The 21,358-nt window shown below is 71.6% G+C and carries 20 protein-coding genes; 12 read left to right on the plus strand and 8 right to left on the minus strand.

Going from position 1 to position 21,358, the window contains the following annotated elements; all coding sequences use genetic code 11:
• Positions 1-143: 143 nt before the first annotated feature.
• Both AC07FN_RS31315 and AC07FN_RS31320 read right to left on the minus strand, forming a co-directional pair.
• A complete protein-coding gene (locus AC07FN_RS31315; RefSeq protein WP_478398852.1) occupies positions 144-1,139 on the minus strand; it encodes a WD40 repeat domain-containing protein in 996 nt (331 codons plus the stop codon).
• 125 nt (positions 1,140-1,264) lie between these two features.
• On the minus strand, positions 1,265-2,182 hold the full coding sequence (locus AC07FN_RS31320) for an endonuclease/exonuclease/phosphatase family protein (protein ID WP_478398853.1): 918 nt from the start codon (positions 2,180-2,182) through the stop codon (positions 1,265-1,267).
• A 175-nt stretch (positions 2,183-2,357) separates the two neighbouring features.
• On the opposite strand from AC07FN_RS31320, the gene mshB reads away from it, so the two are divergent.
• Positions 2,358-3,182 carry an N-acetyl-1-D-myo-inositol-2-amino-2-deoxy-alpha-D-glucopyranoside deacetylase gene (gene mshB / locus AC07FN_RS31325; RefSeq protein ID WP_478398904.1) on the plus strand — a complete coding sequence of 275 codons (825 nt, stop codon included), beginning with the start codon at positions 2,358-2,360 and terminating at the stop codon, positions 3,180-3,182.
• A 240-nt stretch (positions 3,183-3,422) separates the two neighbouring features.
• Here mshB and AC07FN_RS31330 read toward each other — a convergent pair whose 3' ends face one another.
• Positions 3,423-4,139, minus strand: a complete 717-nt coding sequence (locus AC07FN_RS31330; protein WP_478398905.1) for a maleylpyruvate isomerase family mycothiol-dependent enzyme — start codon at positions 4,137-4,139, stop codon at positions 3,423-3,425.
• A 41-nt stretch (positions 4,140-4,180) separates the two neighbouring features.
• Positions 4,181-4,882 carry a GntR family transcriptional regulator gene (locus tag AC07FN_RS31335; RefSeq protein ID WP_478398854.1) on the minus strand — a complete coding sequence of 234 codons (702 nt, stop codon included), beginning with the start codon at positions 4,880-4,882 and terminating at the stop codon, positions 4,181-4,183.
• 177 nt (positions 4,883-5,059) lie between these two features.
• Here AC07FN_RS31335 and AC07FN_RS31340 point away from each other — a divergent pair, with 177 nt between their 5' ends.
• The 8 genes from AC07FN_RS31340 (at position 5,060) to AC07FN_RS31375 (ending at position 11,469) form a co-directional block, all read left to right on the plus strand.
• A complete protein-coding gene (locus AC07FN_RS31340; protein ID WP_478398855.1) occupies positions 5,060-6,280 on the plus strand; it encodes an NRAMP family divalent metal transporter in 1,221 nt (406 codons plus the stop codon).
• A 7-nt stretch (positions 6,281-6,287) separates the two neighbouring features.
• Entirely contained in the window at positions 6,288-7,049 is a 762-nt protein-coding gene (locus tag AC07FN_RS31345; protein WP_478398856.1) for a LamB/YcsF family protein, read from the plus strand.
• A complete protein-coding gene (pxpB, locus tag AC07FN_RS31350) occupies positions 7,049-7,660 on the plus strand; it encodes a 5-oxoprolinase subunit PxpB (RefSeq protein ID WP_478398857.1) in 612 nt (203 codons plus the stop codon). Before AC07FN_RS31345 ends, pxpB begins: the two co-directional genes overlap by 1 nt.
• Complete coding sequence (locus AC07FN_RS31355) at positions 7,657-8,532, plus strand: 5-oxoprolinase subunit C family protein (RefSeq protein ID WP_478398858.1); 876 nt, start codon at positions 7,657-7,659, stop codon at positions 8,530-8,532. The genes pxpB and AC07FN_RS31355 overlap by 4 nt, the downstream gene beginning before the upstream one ends.
• Positions 8,533-8,694: 162 nt before the next feature.
• The gene (locus tag AC07FN_RS31360) at positions 8,695-9,477 is read left to right on the plus strand and encodes a putative hydro-lyase (protein WP_478398859.1); all 783 of its coding nucleotides are present in this window, start codon (positions 8,695-8,697) and stop codon (positions 9,475-9,477) included.
• A 192-nt stretch (positions 9,478-9,669) separates the two neighbouring features.
• Positions 9,670-9,993 carry a hypothetical protein gene (locus AC07FN_RS31365; protein WP_478398860.1) on the plus strand — a complete coding sequence of 108 codons (324 nt, stop codon included), beginning with the start codon at positions 9,670-9,672 and terminating at the stop codon, positions 9,991-9,993.
• Positions 9,969-10,403, plus strand: a complete 435-nt coding sequence (locus tag AC07FN_RS31370) for an alpha/beta hydrolase (RefSeq protein ID WP_478398861.1) — start codon at positions 9,969-9,971, stop codon at positions 10,401-10,403. The genes AC07FN_RS31365 and AC07FN_RS31370 overlap by 25 nt, the downstream gene beginning before the upstream one ends.
• Positions 10,404-11,001: 598 nt before the next feature.
• Positions 11,002-11,469: a hypothetical protein gene (locus AC07FN_RS31375; RefSeq protein ID WP_478398862.1), complete on the plus strand. Its 468-nt coding sequence runs from the start codon at positions 11,002-11,004 to the stop codon at positions 11,467-11,469.
• 359 nt (positions 11,470-11,828) lie between these two features.
• Here the strand turns inward: AC07FN_RS31375 and AC07FN_RS31380 are convergent, their stop codons facing one another.
• The gene (locus AC07FN_RS31380; RefSeq protein WP_478398863.1) at positions 11,829-12,215 is read right to left on the minus strand and encodes a hypothetical protein; all 387 of its coding nucleotides are present in this window, start codon (positions 12,213-12,215) and stop codon (positions 11,829-11,831) included.
• Positions 12,216-12,545: 330 nt separating this feature from the next.
• Here AC07FN_RS31380 and AC07FN_RS31385 point away from each other — a divergent pair, with 330 nt between their 5' ends.
• On the plus strand, positions 12,546-13,292 hold the full coding sequence (locus AC07FN_RS31385) for an IclR family transcriptional regulator (RefSeq protein ID WP_478398864.1): 747 nt from the start codon (positions 12,546-12,548) through the stop codon (positions 13,290-13,292).
• A 92-nt stretch (positions 13,293-13,384) separates the two neighbouring features.
• Positions 13,385-14,458, plus strand: a complete 1,074-nt coding sequence (locus tag AC07FN_RS31390; RefSeq protein ID WP_478398865.1) for a saccharopine dehydrogenase family protein — start codon at positions 13,385-13,387, stop codon at positions 14,456-14,458.
• Between the two features lie 30 nt (positions 14,459-14,488).
• On the opposite strand, the gene AC07FN_RS31395 is transcribed toward AC07FN_RS31390, so the two are convergent.
• Positions 14,489-15,049 (minus strand): VOC family protein, encoded by a 561-nt coding sequence (locus AC07FN_RS31395; RefSeq protein ID WP_478398866.1) that lies wholly within the window; start codon positions 15,047-15,049, stop codon positions 14,489-14,491.
• 96 nt (positions 15,050-15,145) lie between these two features.
• Here AC07FN_RS31395 and AC07FN_RS31400 point away from each other — a divergent pair, with 96 nt between their 5' ends.
• Positions 15,146-15,631, plus strand: coding sequence for an N-acetyltransferase family protein (locus tag AC07FN_RS31400; protein WP_478398867.1), 486 nt, complete (start codon positions 15,146-15,148; stop codon positions 15,629-15,631).
• A 101-nt stretch (positions 15,632-15,732) separates the two neighbouring features.
• Here AC07FN_RS31400 and AC07FN_RS31405 read toward each other — a convergent pair whose 3' ends face one another.
• Positions 15,733-17,001, minus strand: a complete 1,269-nt coding sequence (locus AC07FN_RS31405; RefSeq protein ID WP_478398868.1) for a TIGR02679 family protein — start codon at positions 16,999-17,001, stop codon at positions 15,733-15,735.
• Between the two features lie 269 nt (positions 17,002-17,270).
• On the minus strand, positions 17,271-21,350 hold the full coding sequence (locus AC07FN_RS31410; RefSeq protein WP_478398869.1) for a TIGR02680 family protein: 4,080 nt from the start codon (positions 21,348-21,350) through the stop codon (positions 17,271-17,273).
• Positions 21,351-21,358 lie beyond the last annotated feature (8 nt).

A 21,358-nucleotide genomic window follows, 5' to 3' on the forward strand; every position in this document is an offset into this window, starting at 1 on the left:
ACCGGGCACCAGCCACCACGCCATCATCCACCACACCAAGATCATCCCGGCCCTAAACCACCAAGATCAACTCAAGCTAAGCGGCATTGTGCTATGGCGCCCCAAACCACTCACGGGCCCGTGCTCCTCGCGCGCGGAACGGATCAGGCGAATTCGAGCAGCGCGGTGAGATCCCAGATCCGGAGCATGCCGTCCCGCCCTGCGCTGTAGGCGACCTGCCGGCCGTTCAGCGAAGTGGTCCGCACCGCCTCGACGCTGCCCTGGTGGCCGACCAGGGGATCGCCGATTCCGGAACCCCCGGCCAGGTCCCAGATTCGCACCGTCTCGTCCTCAGCCCCGGTGACCGCGATGCTCCGATCGCCGACCGTGGCGGTGTCCAGCGCGAGGATTCGGTCCTCATGGCCGGTGATCGGATCGTGGATCGGTACGTCGTCGCCCGGCAGGGTCCATGCGTGCAGCTCGCAGGACTCGGCGGCGGCCACCGCGACGGGGTTGCCGTTCAGACTGCCCAGTGCGACGGCCGCGACCTCGTCGTCCAGCTCGAACGCCCCGAACTGCTCGTCCCGCGTCAGATCCCACACCCACACCCCGGAACCGCCCGCCGCGACGAGGGAACGTCCGTTGATCCGCGCCGTCGCGAGCTTCGCGCTGTCGATGTCGTCCATGGGCAGCGGCACCGGAGGCTCATCCGCGGCCGGTCCCCACAGCAGGACCTCGGCCGAATCGAACTCGGACGTGACGAACCGCGCCGGGCCGTCGTCGCGCACCGCGGCCACGGCCTCGAGGTACAGCTCGCCATAGGACGTTCCCCTGAGCAGCTCACCGCTTTCCAGATCCCAGAGGGCGGGGGCCTGTTCGCTGCCGCCCGCCATCAACAGCACGCGCCCGCCGGACACGGCCGCGGCCACCGAGCCGATCTCGTTCTCGGCGTCGGGATGGTCGGCGGCCAGCGGATCCCCGGAGAAGGCGTACGCCAACGGCCGCTCGCGCCACCGGTCCCGCGCCGGTTCCCAGGTCCACACGGCGCCGTTGAAATCGGCGCAGATCACCAGCGGGCCGCCGGCCACCTCGACCACCGCGAGGTCCAGGATTGGGCACGAAGAAGGAATTTCGCTGATCAGCAGCGGAGCTTCAGACACGTGGCGAACGCTACCGCCGAGGCACCGCGAAGAGGATCACTCCGGAGATCGTCCCGCCCTGCTGGGCTGGAAGGGACCGCGAGCACCACCGGGGTGCTCGCGGTCCGCACGGATGCCCCTGCGGATCAGGCGAATTCGAGCAGCGCGTGGACCGGCAGGTGGTCGGACGGGAAGTAGCCGTCGCTGCGGTAGGTGTTGATCGCGGCCTGCAGCACCCGGAAGCGCCCGTTGTGCAGCAGCCAGTCGATCCGCTCCTTGCCCTCGACCGGCTCCTTGTAGCCGCCGAAGGTGCCCCACGCCGGGGTGAGCCGCTCGGCGGCCGTCGCCCAGCTGTCGGCCAGCCCGCCGCCGGTAAGGATCTTGAAGGACTCCGACGTCTCGGCGGGCGTGTTGAAGTCGCCGGTGAGCACGACCGGCAGCGCGGCGTCGAAACCGGCGATCCGGTCGCGCACCAGCTGCGCGCTGCGGCGGCGCGATTCCTCCGACTGGTGGTCGAAGTGCGTGTTGACGTGGACGAACTCGCGGCCGGTCCGGCGGTCCAGGAAGCGCACCCAGGTGACCATCCGGATCACGTTGTTGCCCCAGCTCTTCGAGCCGATCACGTTCGGCGTGTCGGAGAGCCAGAAGTGGTCGTAGTCCAGCGGCTCGACCCGGCGGGTGTCGAAGTAGATCGACATGTACTCGCCGCGGCCGCCGCCTTCGCGGCCCAGCCCGATCCAGTCGTAGTGCCGCGGGAGGTCCGCCCGGACCTCCTTCACCTGGCTGTACAAGGCTTCCTGCACGCCGAGCAGGGTGGGCTGCTCGGTGTTGAGCAGCTGCGCGAGGATCGGGCGGCGGGTGGTCCAGGCGTCGGGGTTCGGCGGCGCGGCCTTGGTGTCGAGGCGGATGTTGAACGTCATCACGTGCAGCCGATCGCCGCGCGCGGGCCCGATCAGCGCCTCGCCGTCCGGCCGCGCGACCGCCTGACCGCCGGTGCCGAGCACGCCGGCTACCGCCGCGACTCCGGCCATGCCGAGAACTCCCCGTCGGGTAACACCAGACACTGCTGCCTCCTAGATCGTCTGACCGAGATCCTCGCCGCAGGCGGCCGGGACTGGTTGACCGGAAGGCGAACATTGCCCGAATTCCGCGGCAGGTTGCGAGTGTGACCAGGTCGGCGATCGCCGCCTGCTGTCGGTGACCGTGGCTAGGCTCGTGCTCATGAGCGATCGCCGCCTGCTGCTGGTTCACGCGCACCCCGATGACGAATCCACCGCCACCGGCGCCACGATGGCCCGGTACCTCGCGGAAGGCGCATCGGTTTCGCTGGTGACCTGCACCAGCGGGGAGCTCGGCGAGGTGATCGTCGACGATCTCGCTCACCTGCGCGGCGAACCCGATGCGCTGGGCGAGCACCGGCGCGGGGAAATCCGCGCGGCGCTGGCGGAGTACGGCGACGTCCGGCACCACTGGCTCGGCGGCCCGGGGCGCTGGCGGGACAGCGGCATGGCGGGCGAGGCGGGCAACGACGCGGACGGCTCCTTCGCCAAGGCCGATCCCGCGGACATCACCCGCGCGATGGTCGAGATCCTGCGCGCGGAGCGGCCCCAGGTGGTGATCACCTACGACGAGTTCGGCGGCTACGGCCACCCCGACCACATCGGCGCGCACCGCGCGGTGATGACCTCCATCGACCCGGCGGCAGACCCGGACTACGCGCCGGAGCTCGGCGAGCCGTGGCAGGTGTCGAAGGTGTACTGGACGACGCTGCCGCGTTCGATCCTGAAGCAGGTCGAGGAGGCCGGCGTCGAGGGCTTCGAGCCGTACACGGTGCCCGACGAGGAGCTCACTGCGATGGTCGACGGTCGCGACTTCCACGCGATCAAGACCGCCGCCCTGCGGCACTACCGCAGCCAGGTCAACCTGGACGACGGCGGGTTCTTCGCCCAGATGGTGGCGCGCCCGGAGTTCGCGATGGAGCACTACCTGCTGGTCCGCGGCGAACGAGGCCCCGGATCCGGCACCTACGACTGGGAATCCGACCTCTTCGCAGGCCTCACCTGACGAGGAACCTCCAGCACCGGCAACCCCGAAGGCGCCCGATTCCAGGCGGAATCAGGCGCCCTTCGGGAAGCCCAGCCCCGCAGGTGTCGCGAACTCCCCAATTTCAGGCGAAATCGGAAGGTTCCCGATCCGGTGCAGTTGCGGCTGGGGCTTCCAATTTTAGGCAAAATCGGGGGACTCCCGACCTGGCGAGGTTCGACGAGATGCTTGGAAGTCCCCAACTTTAGGCAAAATCGGGCGTCACCGGTGCGTTCGGCGCTGCTGGTCCGGGATCGGGTCCGGGTGCGCGGGCCAGGGGCCGAGGTCCGGCAGCGGGCCGAGCGGCGAGTGCTCCGGCGTCCGGCCCGCGAGCCAGGCCGCGAGGTCGCGGGCCCGGCCGCTGATCTCGGGACGCCCGTCGGCGTCGCCGGTCGTCCACCGGCGCGGGCCGTCGGTCTGCCGCAGGACGACGCCCTCCGGCAACCTCGGAATCAGGAAATCGACCGCGTGGCAGGAGAATTCGTCGCTCCACTCCCGCGGGCCGATGCCCAGGTCGAGATCCACCAGGTGGATCCACACCTCCCGCCAGCGCATGTGCACGAGCCCGCCCAGGTCGCCGTTGCGGAACCGCACCGGGCGCGCCCAGTCGTCGGCAGTGGCCTGCGACCACACCACTTCCAGCGCGGCGGAGTGCCGGGCGATGGCGGACCGGTGTTCGTCGGCGCTGCTCGCGGCGAGGCCCTCGATGATCGCGTCGCGTTCGGCCTGCCCGCCGTCGTAGGCGTCGACCAGTTCGCCGCGTAACGCGAGCCCGGAGACCCGCGCGAACGCTCGGGCGTTGTCGGTCAGGTGGGCCAGCACATGGCCCCGGCTCCACCCGGGGAGCAGCGACGGCGCGGCGACTTGATCATCGGTCAGCGTGGCTAGCGCTTCGCGGAGTCGACGATGGCCCTGCGCGACAGCGTGCAACGGAGGCATCACGCGCCAGGATCCTAGACCTGTCCCGTCGCTGGACGTCGTCAGTGCGAGTTGTAGGTCTTGTACGCCTCGACGAGCTGCGTCTCGGCCTCGTCGAAGTACTCGTCGAGCCGGTCGGCCGCCGCTTCCATCGAGCCGCCGGTGACCAGGTCCGCGATCGCCCGGTTGAGCGCCAGGTAGGGCTCGTAGAACTCCTGCGGGTGCGACATCACGTGGAACGCGAGGCGCAACTCGGCCAGCAGCTGTCCCATCGTCTCGTTCACCCGCGGGCTGGCGGCCATCGCCGCCAGCGCCTCGTGGAAGCGCATGTTCGCGGTGCCGACGTCGCTCCACCGCTCGTCCTCGGCCGCCCGCTCGCCATCGGTCACCGCCCGGTCCACGGCCGCCACCAGCTCGGGCGCCGCGGTGCCGGCCCGGCGCACCGCGCTGGTCTCCAGCAGCCTGCGGATCCGGTACAGGTCGATCACGTCGTCGGCGCTGAGCACCCGGACGAACACGCCGCGGTGGAACTCGTGCACCAGCAGTCGCTCGTGCACCAGCAGCCGGAACGCCTCGCGCAGCGTGTTGCGGGAGACCGCCAGCGCCTTGCCCGCGGTTTCCTCGGAAAGCCGGGTGCCCGGGGCGAGCGCGCCGTCGATGATGCGCTGCCGCAGCACGTCGGCGACCCGTTCGGCCGTGCTGGTGCGGTCCAGCAGCGATCGGTCGGCCGTGAGCAGTTCCGCCCACGGGTCCGCGGTGGTCAATCGAGCTCCCAACGACGTGCCCGGCAGTTGATCTGAGTGTAACGAGGCAGCTTCAAATCAGGTATTGCAGAATTGTTCAACAATTCACTATCTTGACCGGAACTGCCGCTCAGCGGCCCGAACGCGAGACCCCTGTCACCGGCGAACGGCCGGTGTTCTGAGTTGATCGGAGGTGCCATGGCCCAGACGACCACGGCCGACGGCAAGTCGTCGGCGGCGAAGCGCAGCACCCTGCTGGGCGCGGTCTTCCTGATGGCCACCAGCGCCATCGGCCCCGGCTTCATCACCCAGACGACGCAGTTCACCATCCAGCTCGGTGCGGCCTTCGCCTTCGCCATCCTGGTGTCGATCCTGGTCGACATCGCGGTGCAGCTGAACGTGTGGCGGGTCATCGGCGTGTCCGGCATGCGAGCTCAGGACCTGGGCAACCGCGTGGTGCCCGGCCTCGGCTACGTGATGGCCGCGCTGGTGGTCTTCGGCGGGCTGGTGTTCAACGTCGGCAACATCGCCGGCACCTCGCTCGGCCTCGACGCGCTGTTCGGGCTGGACGCGAAGATCGGCGGCACCCTCTCGGCCGTCATCGCCATCGGGATCTTCCTGAGCAAGAAGGCCGGGGTGGCGATGGACCGCATCGTCGTGGTCCTCGGCGTGGTCATGATCCTGCTGACCGCGTTCGTCGCCTTCTCCTCCCAGCCGCCCGTCGGCCAGGCCCTGACCCAGGCGGTGTGGCCGTCGGAGGTCGACTTCCTGTCCATCACCACCCTGATCGGCGGCACCGTCGGCGGCTACATCACCTACGCGGGCGCGCACCGCCTGGTCGACGCCGGCGTGACCGGTCCGGAGCGGATCGTCGACGTCAGCCGCAGCTCCGTCGTCTCGCTGGTGGTGACCGGCGTGATGCGGCTGGTGCTGTTCCTCGCGGTGCTCGGCGTCGTGGCCGGCGGCGTCACGCTGGCCTCGTCGAACCCGACCGCGGAGGCTTTCCAGCACGCGGCCGGCGAGGTCGGCCTGCGGCTGTTCGGGATGATCCTCTGGGCCGCCAGCATCACCTCGGTCGTCGGCGCCGCCTACACCTCGGTGTCGTTCCTGGTGACCTTCTCGCCGAAGCTGGCCCGCGCCCGCAACTGGATGGTCGTCGCGTTCGTGGCGGTGTCGGCGGTGGTGTTCCTGCTGCTGGACCAGGCGCCGACGACGCTGCTGGTGCTGGCCGGCGCGCTCAACGGGCTGATCCTGCCGGTCGGCTTCGGCGTGCTGATGTTCGTGGCGGCCAAGCGGCGGGACCTGCTCGGCGGATACCGGTACCCGCGTTGGCTGCTGGTCGTGGGTGTGCTCGCCTGGTTGCTGACCTTGTACCTGGGATACAACTCGCTCGGCGGCATCGCCGCGCTGTGGAAGTGAGGTGGGCATGGACCTCAACTCGGACCTCGCGGAGGGCTTCGGTCGCTGGGAGCTCAGCGACGACGAAGCGCTGCTGCGGATCGTCACCAGCGCGAACGTCGCCTGCGGCTACCACGCCGGGGACGCCACGGTGATCCGCCAGGCCGTCGAGCAGGCCGCGAAGCTGGGCGTCGTGGTCGGCGCCCAGGTCAGCTACCGGGACCTGGCAGGGTTCGGCCGCCGGTTCATCGACGTGCCGCCGGTGGAGCTGGCCAACGACGTGATCTACCAGATCGGCGCGCTGGCCGGATTCGCCCGCGTCGCGGGCACCGAGGTCGGCTACGTCAAGCCGCACGGCGCGCTCTACAACGCGATCGTGCACCACGCCGACCAGGCGGCCGCCCTGGTCGACGCGGTGCGCGCCTACGACCCGTCGCTGGGGGTGCTCGGGCTGCCCGGCTCCGAGTGGCTGGTCCGGGCCGAGCGGGCCGGGCTGCAGGTGTTCCGCGAGGCCTTCGCCGACCGCGCGTACACGCCCGAGGGCACCCTGGTGTCGCGCCGCGAACCCGGCGCCGTGCTGCACGATCCGGACGTCATCGCGGACCGCTGCGTGCGGCTGGCCGCCGGCGAGCCGATCAAGGCCATCGACGGCTCCGACATCAAGATCGACGCCGATTCGATCTGCGTGCACGGCGACAGCCCGGGCGCGGTGGCCATCGCCGGGGCGGTGCGGGACCGGCTGGTGGCCGGGGGAGTGACGTTGGCGCCGTTCGTCGCGCGAGGTGTGTGATGCGGTTCCTGCGGTGCGCCGATTCGGGGCTGCTCATCGAGCTGGCCGATCTCGAAGCCGTGCAGGCGCTGTTCGCAGTCCTCGCCGAGAGCCCGCCGGAGGGTGTCACTGATCTGGTCCCGGCGGCCCGGACGCTGCTGCTGCACCTGGACCCGCAGCGCGCCGACATCGGCGCGGTCGAGGCGGCGGTGCGTGCGGCCGAGCCCCGCGACGGCTCGCGCGCCAGCGGTGAGCTGGTGGAGGTGCCGGTGGTCTACGACGGCGCCGACCTCGCGGAAGTCGCGTCGCTGACAGGTCTGACCGAACGCGAGGTGGTGCACCGGCACACGAGCGTGGAGTGGATGGTCGCCTTCGGCGGGTTCGCGCCCGGTTTCGGCTACCTCTCCGGTGGCCCGGCGGAGCTGGTGGTGCCGCGCCGCACCGAGTCGCGGACCAAGGTGCCGCCGGGCTCGGTCGGCCTCGCGGGCGCGTTCAGCGGCATCTACCCGCGCGAATCGCCCGGCGGCTGGCAGCTGATCGGGCGCACCGACCTGGAGATCTGGCGGGTCGACCGAAATCCGCCCGCACTGCTGCGGCCCGGCGTGCGGGTGCGCTTCCTGGAGGTCGCATGAGCTGCCTGGAAATCCTGGCCACGGGCCCGCTCGCGACGATCCAGGACCTCGGGCGACCGGGCCTGGCCGGCATCGGCGTCGGCCGCTCGGGCGCGGCCGACGCCGGCTCCTTCCGGCTGGCCAACAGGCTGGTCGGCAACGACGAGGGCGCCGCGGCCATCGAGGTCACGTTCGGCGGGCTAGCGGTCCGCGCGACCCGCGACCTCACGGCCGCGGTGACCGGTGCGCCCTGTCCGGTCACTGTGGACGGTCGCGGCGCGGCGGTGAACTCGGTGCTGCGGATCCCGGCCGGTGCCGAGCTGCGGACGGGCGTGCCCGGTTGCGGGCTCCGCAGCTACCTCGCGGTGCGCGGCGGCGTCGCCGTCCCTCCGGTGCTCGGCTCGCGCGCCACCGATGTCCTCGCCGGGCTCGGGCCGCAGCCGCTGGCCGGTGGCGCGGTGCTGCCGGTCGGCCCGCCGCCCGAACGGTTCCCGCAGGTGGACGTCGCACCGGTGGCGGTGTGCCCGGCCGACGAGATCGTGCTGAGCGTGGCGCCGGGACCGCGCCACGACTGGTTCGTCGACGACGCCCTGACCACCCTGGTCAGCAAGCCGTACGAGGTCACCGCCGAGAGCAACCGGATCGGCATGCGGCTGGACGGCCCGGCGCTGGACCGGAGCTGCACCGAGGAGTTGCCCAGCGAGGGCATGGTCGCCGGTGCGCTGCAGGTGCCACCGTCGGCGCGGCCCACTCTGTTCCTCGCCGACCACCCGGTGACCGGCGGCTACCCGGTGATCGCCGTGGTTGCCGCCGCCGACCTCGACGCAGCCGCCCAGGCGCGTCCCGGGCAGCGGATCCGCTTCCGCTTGAAAAAGGGTTCCCGTCTTTCGTAGCGGGGCGGAACCTCAGCTCGGACCGCGGGATCTCCGTCCGGTACGCGGCCCTCGACGGGTGGGCGCGGGCCGGGACGCCGGCCTCGAGGATTTGCAAAGCGCCTTCGGCGCTTCACAACTGAAGAACGGGCGGAGTTTCACTGCTCAAGTAGGGAGAATTCGATGACGCAGCCGCAGGCGATGTCGCCGGACCAGGCCCGCGCGGAGTTCCGCGCCGGCCTGCGCGTGCCCACCTCGGGTTACAGCGCGGGCTGGACGCAAGCGAACCTCATCTCGCTGCCGCGCGAGTACGCCTACGACTTCCTGCTGTTCGCGCAGCGGAATCCGCGCTCGTGCCCGGTGCTCGACGTGACCGAGCCGGGCGAGACCGGCATGTCGATCTTCGCCGGGGACCTGCGCACCGACCTGCCCGCGTACACCGTCTACCGGGACGGCGAGCTGGCGGAGGAGCGCGCCGAGGTCACCGACCTGTGGCGGGACGACCTCGTGTCGTTCCTGATCGGCTGCAGCTTCACCTTCGAGGCGGCGTTGCTGGAGGCCGAGGTCCCGGTGCGCCACATCGAGGCGGGCAGCAACGTCCCGATGTACCGGACGAACCGGGAATGCCGCCCGGCGGGCCGGTTGGCCGGGCCGCTGGTGGTGTCGATGCGGCCGGTGCCCGCGGAACTGGTGTCCACCGCGGTCCGCGTGACCGCCCGCTACCCGGCGGTGCACGGCGCCCCGGTGCACATCGGCGCGCCGGAAGCGTTGGGGATCAAGGACATCGACCGGCCCGACTTCGGCGGCGCGGTGGAGATCCGGCCCGGCGAGATCCCGGTGTTCTGGGCCTGCGGGGTGACGCCGCAGGCGGCCGTGATGCGGTCCAGGCCGCCGTTCGCCATCGGCCACGCGCCCGGCTACATGGCGATCACCGACGCCCGGGACAGCCGCTTCCTGGTCCCGTGACCGCCTCCAGGATCGGGTGAAACAGCCGCTTTCGCGCGAAACCGCCATCATCCGGGACGACCCGTACGTGCGGACCCTTAGTCCGAAGAGCACGCCTCCTGCGCTGGAGGTTCGTGCATTCTGCGGTGTCCGCCCTCCTTTTCGGACTGTTGACTCCAAGCCGGAGTTCTCAGACGACACAAGGAGGTTCGGGTGGGGGCGCCTTCCGGCCGATTAGGCCGAGCGTTGGCCATCGCGACGTGCGTGCTGGTCACGGGCACAGTGGTGGTGGCGGGATCACCGGCGATGGCACAACCTCCTGGTGCCGCACCGGTTGCCTGGGGAGAGTGCGACAGCGATGCGCTGGGCGGGATGCCGATCACCGAGCGCTACCTCTACCGCTGCGCGAGCTACCCGGTGCCGGTCGACCACGACGACCCGCGCAAGGGCACCGTCGAACTGGCGATGATGCGCCGCGCGGCGGCCGACCCGGACGCGAAGATCGGCTCTACGTGGACGACACCTACTACGGGGTGAACTGCGCGGACAAGCCGATTCCCAAGAAGCCCGAGCAGGTTCCGGGCATCGCCGCCCAGTGGGAGGCGGAATCGACGACCTTCGGCCGGTCGCAGGCGTTCAGCGACCTGGCCGCGTGCTCGAACTGGCCGGAGATCGACCCGGACGTGCACCGCGGTCCGTGGCAGCACCAGGCGGCGAACCCGGTGCTGCTGTTCGGGAACTTCTACGACCCGGCGACCCAGTACGAGTTCTCCCGCCGCATGGAGCGGGAACTGGGCAACGCGCGCTTGGTGAGCGTCGACTCGTTCGGCCACTGCATCCTGGGGAACAGCTCGTGCACGGACCGGATCGCGGCGGACTTCCTGACGGACCTGAAGGTCCCGGAGCCGGGCCAGGTCTGCCAGCCGGACAAGCCGCCGTTCGCCTGACGTGGAAATAGTGTTCCAGGCTCGTTTTGCGTGGCGGTGCGGCTAGCGGCCCCCCCTGCGGGAGTTGCTGCGGCCTTCTCGGCTGTGGGATCCCCGACTTATGCATGACCAATACGCGGCATCGGGGCTGTCCTCGCTGGGAGAACCCCAGAGGAGTGGGCGCCGTGAACCCGCGGCGGTGCGAGTTGCGAGGGCGGGCTAAGCGGCGCGCCGCTTGCGGCAGCTTGAACTGTGCCAGCGTTGTGTGTCGCAGGTTGCCCAAGCACCTGTGGAGACGCCGTGGTGTTCGACCGGTCAAGCGAAAAGACCCCCGCCCGAGGACTTGGGCGGGGGTCTTCTTCGTTTGGTGGCCGATGCGCCGGTCGCCTCTGCGGCGATTGGCGCGACGCGGCTCCAGCCGAACGGTATTCCGCGAAGGCGGTCATTGAGGCCCGGGGGACACGGGCGCATCGACCGAACTGTTCAACGGCCGGACCCGCGGCGGTGTTCCGGTCCCGGGTGTGAGTCACCCCTCACTCGATCGAGATCTCGTCCCGACACGCGCCGGTTCGATGCTTGACTCCCGGAGTCCGCCCGCCGGGGCCCTTAGCTTCGAGGCATGGATTTCCGCAACGAAGTACGAGTCGGACAGCACATCTACGGAGTCACCGCCAAGGGCGAGCCCGCCGGCGAAGACCAGCCGGCCACCGTCGCGGTGGAGTTCACCGGGGCGGACGCCGACGGCCGCGTCGTGGCCGAGGGCAACCTGCTGATCGCCGTCGACGGCCTCGGCGACGCGAACGCGTTCCTGGCCCAGACCTTGGACGGTCTGGCCGCGCTGCACTCGCCGTGGGCCACAAGGCGCGGGCGGAGCCGACCACGGCCGCCCAACGCCGGCCGGCCGTGGACCGAAGCCGACGGCGAGCGGCTCCGGGAGCGGTGGCTGAGCTCGGTCGGCGAAACCGCGAGCCGGTTGATCGGGGAGCTCGGCGAGGAGTTCGGCCGGACCCGCGGTGCCGTTCGCGCGCAGCTGCCCCGGCTGGGCTGCGACCCGGACGTGCCGGGCCGGGTGCTCGCCGCGGCTTGAGCCCGCCGCGGCGGAATCCGGCGCGGAATGCGGGTTTGCCGAGTGGCGGGGAATTCCTCCGGTGCAGCGGAGGAATATTCGACCGGATATGACATCGCGATTTCGGCGAGAAAGGAGGAGGGATTCGAGGAGTGCGGCGGAAGTGGTCTGCAATTTCGGGGCCGACGCGTTGGTGGTTCAGCAGATTCGCCGTGTCGCGGGAGGAACATTTTCGGGCGGCATGACGAAGACACCGCCTCGGTGGGGCCCGATGCACGCTGTCGGGATGCCCACGCGAGGCGGTGCCTTGGGAGGCCGCGGCTGACGCCGCCGGCCCGGTTGCCGAGGTGCCCGCACCCCGGCAGCCGCTCAGAGCCGGATCAGCACTTCTCGAAGGTGGTCGTCGGGGAGTGCGCGATGGCTCCCGTCGAGCTGATCGTCTCGGTGTGCACCTTGACGGTGGCGCCGGAGTTGCACGGCGCCTTCGTGGTCAGGTTGATCTCGGTACCGCTCTGCGCCAACTCGCCGATCGCCTTCGGTGTCGCGTCCTTCTGCTCGACGACGATCCGCACGGTGACCGTCGCGCTGTTCAGGCAGCCGGTTCGCCCGCCGATGGCGGTCAGGGTGTTGCCGTCACGCGTCGGCTGGTAGGCGAACAGCGCGCAAGCCGGGGCTTGCTGGACTGCCGCGAGCGCCGGGGCGGTCGGCACGATCGCGAACGCGGCGGCCGTCAACACGGCGCTGAGCAGGACGGGCGAGTGTCGCATTCGGGGCCTTCTTTCATGTACCGAATTGCTGACAGGGCAACGAGAAGTCGATCACCCGCCAGGTTTGCTGTCAATTTGGGGATGGTCCGGGAGGGATCTTTCACCCGAGCGAGTTTCGCAATTAGTTGTGGTGGCGTGCTCTTGTCGTGCCCGTGCGTCCGGGCGGAAGGGATGAGATCGGATTGGAATGGTTCTATGAAAAGTGAATTCTTGTCGGTTTGGGGCTACCGGAGTGGGTTTCGGCCGGGCGCCGGCGAGCGTCGCCCCGGGCTCGCGCTGCAATATTTGCAATTCCTCTGTTAATGTTGCAGCGCGATCGAGGGGGTATCGATGTCGAAGACGGTCGCCAAGGCGGTCCACGTGCTTGAAACCCTCGCCGCGGCGCCCAAGACCATCGCGGAGCTGGCGCGCGAGCTCGGCGTGCACAGCTCGACCGCGCTGCGCATGCTGCAGCCGCTGGCCGACGGCGGCCTGATCGCCCGCGGCCCGGACGGCCGGTACCGCCTCGGGTTCCGGCTGGTCGAGCTCGGCCAGCAGGTGCTGGAGGAGATGGACCTGCGGGCCGTCGCCCGGCCGCACCTGATCGCGCTCGCGGACGCCACGCGCTCGACGGTGCACCTGGCGCAGCTGGTGGACGGTCAGATCGTCTACGTCGACAAGATCGACGGCGCGGCGTCGATCCGCACCTGGTCGCGGATCGGCCGGGCGGTGCCGCTGCACACCGCCGCCGCCAGCAAGGTGATCCTGGCGGCGCTGCCCACCGAACGCCGGGACCGCCTGCTGGCCGCGCACGCCTTCACCCGCTACACCGAGCGCACCATCACCGACGAGACTGAGTTCCGCGATCACCTCGCCGAGGTCGAGCGGCTCGGCTACGCCACCGACCAGGCGGAGTTCGAGCCGCTGGTGCACTGCATCGGCGTGGGGATCCCGGACGCCACCGGGCAGCTCGCGGCGGCCGTCTCGCTGACGACGGTGCGAGCGGACGCCGACCTGCCCGAGCTGGAACGCCTCCTCGGTCAGGTCCGGGACACGGCGAGCGCGATCGCCGCCGCCCTCGGCCGCTCGGCGAACTGATCGCGCGGGGCGCGCGGCGATCTGGGGTGATCGGAACAACTCGGGGCAACCCGTGACCGTTCCCAGGGGTGTTCGTTACCAGGGTGTTCGGCGTGACCGGGAGGATTGCGATGACCTGGATGATCTACGGAGCGAGCGGCTACACCGGTCAGCTGGTCGCTGACCTGGCGCTCGACCGCGGCGAGCGGCCGGTGCTGGCCGGACGCGATCCGGGCAAGGTCGCGGCCTTCGCCACGCCTCGCGGCCTGCCCTACCGGGTCTTCGACCTCGCAGACCCGAACGCGGTCGCCGAGGCGCTGCGCGATGTCGACGTCGTGGCGCACTGCGCCGGGCCGTTCTCCGCGACGTCGGCGCCGATGGTCGAGGGCTGCTTGCGCGCCGGCGCGCACTACCTCGACATCACCGGCGAGATCGACGTGTTCGAGGCAGTTTTCGAGCGCCACGAGGACGCCCGGCGCGCCGGGGTGGTGCTGCTGCCGGGCTCGGGCTTCGACGTGGTGCCCACCGACTGCCTGGCCGCGATGGTCGCCGCCGAGCTGCCGACGGCGACGCACCTCGACCTCGCCTTCCACTCCAGCGGCGGGATCAGCGGCGGGACGCTGAAGAGCGCGCTGGAGGGAGCCGCGCTGGGCGGTCGGGCGCGCATCGACGGCGAGGTGCGCTCCGTGCCGATGGCGTGGCGGCGGCGCGAGATCCCGTTCCCGTCCGGGCCGCGCCGGGTCGCCTCGCTGCCCTGGGGCGACGTCAGCACGGCCTACCGCAGCACCGGGATCGGCAACATCACCACGTTCGCGCACCTGCCCGGGCTCACCCGGACCGGCCCGCGCTCGGCCAGGCTGTCGCAGGTCGTGATGGGGTCGCACATCGTGCAGCGGCTGGGCCGGGCGGCGATCGGCGCGGCCGTGCGCGGCCCGGGGCGGGCGACCCGTTCGCGCAGCTGGGTCGAGGTGTACGCGGAGGCGACGGCGCCGGACGGCACGAGCGTGTCGGCGGCCCTGATCGGCCCGGACACCTACGACCTCACGGCGGACGCGGTGCTCCGGGCGGTCGGCGCCCTGCGCTCCGAACCGCCGGCGCCCGGCGCCCACACCCCGGCCACGGCGTTCGGCGCGGACTTCATCCGGCGCCTGCACGGCGTCAAGATCATCGAACCTGCCCACCGCTGAGCCGGTCGCGCCCGGCCAGCGGCGCGCGGGTCACTCGACGAGGACGCGGAGCATGCCCGCCGGGCCGTCGTCGTTCTCCAGGAACTCCAGGAACGGCCCTTCGCCCGAGACCGGGTGCAGGGACGCGAACTCGGTGCGCTCGCCCGCCAGTTCCATGCCGGTCGCCGCCGTCATGGTCCGGGCGTCCGAGCGCGGGTCCTGGGTGTCGACCACGACCGCGGCGACCGGGCCGGTGTTGGCGTAGACCTTGCGCGGTTCGAGCACGCACAGCTCGTTGCCTTCGAGGTCGGCCATCACCACCCACGGCACTTCGCTGCTCTGGTCGATGTCGGCGAACCGGGCGCCGGCGTTGAACAACCGCTCCACGATCCGGTTCTGGTCGTCGTGCGTCTCGCTGCGCAGGTCCAGGTGCACGCCGTTCTTGCGGCTCTTGACGCGCGCGCTGGCGACGAACCGCAACGGCACCCCGGGGCCGGTCGGCTGGACGACGATCCCGCACGCCGTGTCGAGCCGCCAGCCGAGCACGTCTGCCCACCACCGCGCGAGCCGCTCCGGCTCCCGCGCCGAGAATTCCACGACGACCGACGCCATGCGGCGAAAGTAAGGGCACTCCCGGGCTTCGCACAACTTCATCCGGGACCGAAAACGGGTGGCGACCTCACGGCCCGGGGCCTTAGCTTGCGGGCCATGCGGATTCGCGAAGCGCACCCGGATGACTGGTCGGCGATCTGGTCGTTCATGCGGGAGATCGCGGCGGCGGGGGAGACGTTCTCCTGGGACCGCGACATCGACGAGCAGCGCGCCAGGCAGCGCTGGTTCCCGCAGCCGCCGGGCCGGACGGTCGTCGCCGTCGACGACGGCCGAGTGGTGGGCACCGCGGTGTCCGGCCCGAACCACGAGGGGCCGGCCGCGCACGTCGCGACGGCCAGCTTCATGGTCGACCCCGAACACGCCGGGCGCGGCGCGGGCCGGGCGCTGGGCCGCCACGTCCTGGACCAGGCGCGAGCGGACGGCTTCCGCGCGATGCAGTTCAACGCGGTCGTCGAGACCAACGACCGGGCCGTCGCCCTTTGGCGGTCGCTCGGCATGCGGATCGTGGCGACCCTGCCGGAGGCGTTCCAGCACCCGGCCCACGGCTACGTCGGCCTGCACGTCATGTACCAGCTGTTCTGAGGCGCGGAAGTGCCCGTGAGCGGTTCGGGGCACCATCGCACTCCCCACCGCTCACGGTTCCCTGACCAGAGGGAACCGTCGATCCTGGCCGGTGGGCGGGGTCAGGTGCGCGACGTGCTCAGCCCGCGCCGGAGGTCGGCGAGGAGGGTGGGCAGCACCGCTTCCTCTTCGATCGCCCGGGCCGCTGTGCTCATCAGCTCGGACAGCTGCGGATCCCAGGGGGTTTCGAGCGGGGCGCCGACCAGGTTGGGCAGGTCGGTGCGGGTCGCGGCGGCATGGTCGAGGGCTTCGCGGTAGTCGGCCGCGGACATCCGCCAGGGGCGCGCGCCGTGGTGCGCCAGGAGCGAGCTGGTGATGCTGACGCCCGGCCAGTCGAAGTCGCCGTGGTAGTGCAGAACGGCACCGCAGTCCGCGAGGCGCTGCAACAGCGCCCTGGTGACGGTCGAGGGGCGGCCCGACACGCAGACCACGGGATGCGAGATGCCCTCTTCCACGGCCGATTCGAGGACTCGCGGGTTCTCGCACACCGCGATCGCAGTGCCGGGTTCGGAGAGGCGGGCCGGGGCGGCGCGCAGGTCGAGGTGGGTCAGGTGGGTCGGCAGGCCCAGCGCGGTCCGCTGCCGGACGCCCTGAGACCAGTCGTCGGAGCCGGCCAGCGGCAAGGCCCAGCACAGCACGGTCGCGGACACGGCATCGAGCGTGACCCCGCAGCGCTCCCACAAAGCCCGGCGCTCGCGCTCGTTGCCCGGCGTCTCCACGCCATGCGCCAGCGCAGCCGCCTTGAGCACGACCCGGCTCAACGCCGTGCCGTTGTCGAGCGCGTGCGCTCCGCCAACGCTCGCCGCGAGCTCGCTGCGCGACGTCCACGCCTCCGGCGGCTCCGCCAGCGCTAACGCGCCCAGCGCCTTGGCCGCGCTCCGCGCGACGGCGGGTAGCTCGTCGTCACCGACTCGCCCGTACTGCTGGAGCCACTGCGTCCACGGCTCCGCCCATGCGGCCGTCGCGAGCCCTCGCTCCGCGAGTGCCGCTCGCACGGTCTCCGCGGTCCGCTCGCGCCGTTCGTCCCGCTCCGCGGCCTCACGTCGCCCCAGCGGCCGCTCGTGCAGGATCTCCAGGACTTCCGCCAGCCCCAACGCGAACCGGCTCCGCCGGGTCGCTTCATCCAATTTGGACAGGCTGATCCGGGTGCCCTGGCCCCACATCGGGCGGCCGTACAGCTCGCCGACGGCTCGCTGGGCTTCGGCGTCGGGCAGCTCCAGCCGGAAAGTCGCCGGCGGGCTCGCCGCCTCCAGCGTTTCCCGGGCCTTCTCCCACAGTCCGCGCAGCGGCTCGACGCCCCACGCCGCGCGGACGTCGTCCTCGGCACTCACGTCAGTTCGCCCCCATTCGTTCGGAATTATGCGGCGTCAAGGACACCCGCTGACAACCCCACCTCCGCCGGACCCCGAGGCAGGGCTCCGGCGAGGCCCACCGTCACCCGGCATGGGCGCGATTTCGCGAGAACATGCGCCCATGCCGGGCGACGACGTCCGTGATCATCCTGCTCCGTTTGCGCAGGTGGTGCCAATTTCGCGCCCGTCGGCCTTGCCGGAACCGCTGCCGCATCAACGGCCCGGAGCCACGCCCCGCCGCGCCGAGATCATCCGTCGGTGCGGTCGAGGGCGGCGCCGTCCCAGGTGGTGTGGGTGCAGGCGATGCCGTGGCCGCTGCGCGGGCGCAGCACGTCGTAGATGTGCATCTTCGGGATCTTCGGGGACACGCCCCAGCCGCTCGGCCAGGTGATCAGCCAGTCCATGTCCAGGTCCACCAGCAGGCCGAGCATCCGCGCGATCGTCGGGTCGTCCAGCCGCTCAAACGCCTCGTCCAGCAGCACCAGCCGAAGCGGCCCGCGCCCGTCCGAGGACACGCTGACCGCGTCGTAGAACGCCGCCGCCGCGGCGAACAGCGTCACGTAGGAGATCAGCCGCGTCTCGCCGGAGGACAGCTGCCGCAGCCGTCGGACGCGCGGCTTGCCGTCCGGGCCGATGTCGCGGACCCGCACCGTGAACGCGAACCACGACCGGTAGTCCAGCGCCCGCGCCAGGATTTCCGCGTAGCCGCCCGAAGTGCTGTCCCGCTCGGACTCGATGAGGTCGGTGAACACCCGGCGCAGCAGCGCGTCCTGGTCGTCGCTGCGGCTGGCGAACGGGGTGCGGACCAGGTCGATGGCCTGCTTGATGTCGTCGCCGAGCGCCGCCGACGGCTGCCATTCCAGCTGGACGTGCACGCCCTGGCTGGAGCGGGCGCCGTCGAGCACCTCGTTCATCCGCTTGCACAGGTCTTCGGCGATGCCGACCTGGCCGCGCAGCCGCTCCGCGAGGTCGCGGATCAGGTAGTCGGCGAAGATCGACTGGTAGCGCTCGTTGAGGTAGCCGCGCTGTTCGGCGAGCCGTTCGCCGACCCGCCGCGCGGCGTCGGCCACCGGCTGCGGGCCCTCCTCGCCGGTGACGGTCACGGTGAGCAGGCCGTGCTGGTCGGCGGCCGTGATGTCGTAGTTGCCGCTCAGCGAGTGCTGCAGGGTTTGCAGCCGGTTGAGCACCGTGGCCTCCGACGAGCCCCGGCGGTCCGCCTCGGCGAGCACCCGCGCCGCATCGGCCGGGTCGTCCGGCGCGGTCTCGCCGACGTCCGCGGCCGACCACAGGCCCGGGATCCGCAGCGCCTGCTGGAAGGCTTCGGTCGCCGCCGACGAATCCTGCTCGCGGCCCGCGAGCTGGGACTGCTTGTGCTCCAGCTGGGTTTCCAACCGCGCCGAGGACTCCCGCAGCGAGCTGATCTTCTCCCGCGCCTGCGGCAGTTGCGTGCGCAGCTCGGCCCGCTCCCGCTCGAACGCGCCGACCTTGTCGGCGATCTGCTGCGCCTCGCCGCCGACGGCGGAGGTGAGCTCCGCGAGGCCGGTGGCCTGCTCCGCGTACTCGGCGCAGCGCTGCTCGGCCTGCGACTCGGCCTCCATCCGGTCGGCCACCGCCGCGTCGTGGTGCAGCGAGAGGTCCCGCAGGTCGGTGAGCGTCGGCAGGCAGCGCGACTCGATCGCCTCGCGGAGCGCGTCGATGCCCGCGCGGGCGTCGAGGGCGGCGCGGTGGGCGGCGTCGAGCGCCTGCGTGTCTGCGGGCAGGTCGGCTTCGCCTGCCGACCGCACCAGCTCGGCTTGCGCCGCCTGCCAGCGCTGATCGGCGCTCTCGTGCTGCTCACGCAGCTGCACGGCCTTCTGGTCGGCGTCCTCTGCGGACTCGATCGCCGTGGTCAGCTTGGCGTGCGCGGTCAGCAGGTCGCTGTCGTCCGGGTAGGACTCAAGGTGCTGCTCCAGCGCTGCGGTGTCCTCGCTCGCCTCGCGGTGCCGCCGCTCGGCTTCGCCGGTCTCCGCGCGCAGCCGCGCGAGATCTTCCTCCAGCTCCGCGATGCGCCGGGCCCGGGCCGCTTCGCGGGCGCCCGCGCCGACGTACTCCGCGGCTTCCTTGCGCCAGGAGCCGGACAGCACCCCCGCGCGCCAGGCGCCGGTGACCGACACCGAAAGCCCGGCGCCGCCGTCGATCGACACCGAGGCCAGCAGGGCCGCGACCCGCTCCGGCAGCACCGAGCAGTCGGCCTCGGCGGCGGGCGACAACAGCTCGGCCAGCGTGCCGCCAGAGCCGGGCTCGGCCGGCGCGGCGAGCAGGTCGGCGAGGCCGGGGACCTCGCCTTCGGCGGTGACCCAGGCGTTGAGCAGCCCGCTGGACTGCAGCGCCGCCTCCAGCCCGGCCCGGTCGGATTCGTCCAGCGACGGCTGGAAGTCCACGAGTTCGTAGAAGGCCCGGCCCCGGGCGGTGTCGCGATCGGCGTCGGCCCAGGCGGGGCGGTTCGGCGTCTGCTCGTGCCCGGCGCGGAGCTCGGCGAGTTCCTGTTCGCGGGACCGGGATTCCGCGTGGAGCTCGGTGATCTCCTGCTCCACCTCGGCAACCTGGCGGCGGGCCTCATGCAGCTGCGGCTTGGCCCAGCGGCGTGCCTGCTCGCGGGCTTGCCGCGTCGTCGACCGGTCCGCGACGAGGTCCTCCGCCGACGGCGGCTCCGGCAGCTGATCGTCCACAGTGGATGGCCAGGCGACGGCCCACTTCTGCGCGCGCTCCACCCACACCGCCGCGGCGTCGGCGAGTTCCTGCTGCGCCTGGTTGCGCCGGCCGGCCGCCTCGGTCGAGGTCAGCTGCGCCTGCCGGGCCTGCCGCTGGAGCTCGACGACCTTGTCCTGCTCCCCGTCCAGCTCCTGGGCCTGCTGGTGCAGCGCGAGCGTCAGCGCCGAACGCTGCCGGGCGACCGCCGAGACCTCCTCGGAAGTTCCCATGGCGGCGCGGAATTCCGCGGCCAGCGCATCGGTGTCCAGCTGCGGCGCGGCGTAGCGGTCGACGGGCAGCGGCTCGGCGTCCGGCTCCGGAGAGGTGCGCACCCGCGCCTGCTCGGACCGAACCTCGGCGGCCGGAATGGCCGGTGGCCGCGGCACCAGCGCCCCGTCCAGCCCCGCCGTCGAAAGCTGCTGCGCGGCGCGGGCCGCGGCCTGCTCGGCGGCCTCCGAATCGCCGGTCAACCGGCGCAGCATGCCGACCACCGACTCCGCCGAGCGGTGCTCCTGCGCGCGGTGCTTGCTCGCCGTGTCGAGCGCGGAAACCGCTGCGGCGCGGGCGCTTTCCACCAGCCGCTCGCGGTCGCGCAGGTTCTGCAGCTCGGAATACGCCGGGTGGGAGCGCAACGCGTCGATGCTGGATTCCAGCTCCGCTTCGCGCCGTTCGAGTTCGGCGATCGTCTCCTGCGCGGTCTCCCGGTCCCGCTGCTTGCCCGACCCCTGCTTCTCCAGGCCGGTCAGCTCCTTGCGCAGCGCACGCAGCCTGTCCTGCGCGGTGCGCATCGCATCGGCGCGGTCGCGCAGGGCGCCGAAGGCGTAGCCGGAATAGGTGGACAAGAACGCGGTCAGCGCCTTGTCCGCGCCGGTCAGCCGGACGATGTTCTCCCGGATCGACTCCAGGTCGTCGAACGACGTCGCCAGCCGCTCGATCAGGCCCGGGTCCAGCGGCGGCAGCGCGTCCGACAGGATCTGCTCCAGCTGCCCCTCCAGGACCTTCAGGCCGACGTCGGGGTTGCGCAGCGTGCGCTGCAGGTGCAGCAGGTCGCCGTAGCGCGCGGCGGGCACGCCGTAGACCGAGGCGGCGACCTTCGCGCGGAACGCCTGGTCGTCGAGGACGCAGTCGGCGCCGAGCAGCTCGCGCAGTTGCGCCGAACCCAGCGGCACCCGGTCCGCGCCGACCAGGTAGAGGTTGATGCCGACCCGGCGGCTGGTGATGAACCGCCACGAGTCGCTGATCGACTGCGAGGTCTTCGACGCCTTCACGCCGATGCCGCAGGTGAGAAATTCCTCAGTCCCGCCCGGGGTTTCGCGGTGCAGCTCGATCCAGGCGTAGCCGATCCGGTTCGGCCCGCCCGGGTACTCGTCGAGCATCAGGCGCCGGATGCTGACCGTGTCGAAGCCCTTCGAACCCAGCTGGCGGAGGTCGCCGTCCAGGCACAGCGGCAGCAGCAGCTCCAGGGTGCGGGACTTGCCGGAGCCGTTGGTGCCCTGGAAGATCGCCCGGCCGCCGCCCAGGTCGAAGGTCGTCTCGGCGTACTGCCAGATGTTGACGATCCCGCCGCGGTGCAGCCGCCAGCGGTTGGCAGTGGGCACCGATTCCG

The sequence above is a fragment of the Saccharopolyspora sp. NPDC045941 genome, assembly GCF_056431445.1.

Bases quoted from the DNA above. Each gene is read 5' to 3' on its own strand.
- AC07FN_RS31330 (WP_478398905.1), bottom strand. From the start codon at position 4,139: ATGCCTCCGTTGCACGCTGTCGCGCAGGGCCATCGTCGACTCCGCGAA.
- pxpB (WP_478398857.1), top strand. From the start codon at position 7,049: ATGCGGTTCCTGCGGTGCGCCGATTCGGGGCTGCTCATCGAGCTGGCC.
- AC07FN_RS31345 (WP_478398856.1), top strand. From the start codon at position 6,288: ATGGACCTCAACTCGGACCTCGCGGAGGGCTTCGGTCGCTGGGAGCTC.
- AC07FN_RS31340 (WP_478398855.1), top strand. From the start codon at position 5,060: ATGGCCCAGACGACCACGGCCGACGGCAAGTCGTCGGCGGCGAAGCGC.
- AC07FN_RS31395 (WP_478398866.1), bottom strand. From the start codon at position 15,049: ATGGCGTCGGTCGTCGTGGAATTCTCGGCGCGGGAGCCGGAGCGGCTC.
- AC07FN_RS31400 (WP_478398867.1), top strand. From the start codon at position 15,146: ATGCGGATTCGCGAAGCGCACCCGGATGACTGGTCGGCGATCTGGTCG.
- AC07FN_RS31375 (WP_478398862.1), top strand. From the start codon at position 11,002: ATGGATTTCCGCAACGAAGTACGAGTCGGACAGCACATCTACGGAGTC.
- AC07FN_RS31355 (WP_478398858.1), top strand. From the start codon at position 7,657: ATGAGCTGCCTGGAAATCCTGGCCACGGGCCCGCTCGCGACGATCCAG.
- AC07FN_RS31360 (WP_478398859.1), top strand. From the start codon at position 8,695: ATGACGCAGCCGCAGGCGATGTCGCCGGACCAGGCCCGCGCGGAGTTC.
- AC07FN_RS31380 (WP_478398863.1), bottom strand. From the start codon at position 12,215: ATGCGACACTCGCCCGTCCTGCTCAGCGCCGTGTTGACGGCCGCCGCG.
- AC07FN_RS31385 (WP_478398864.1), top strand. From the start codon at position 12,546: ATGTCGAAGACGGTCGCCAAGGCGGTCCACGTGCTTGAAACCCTCGCC.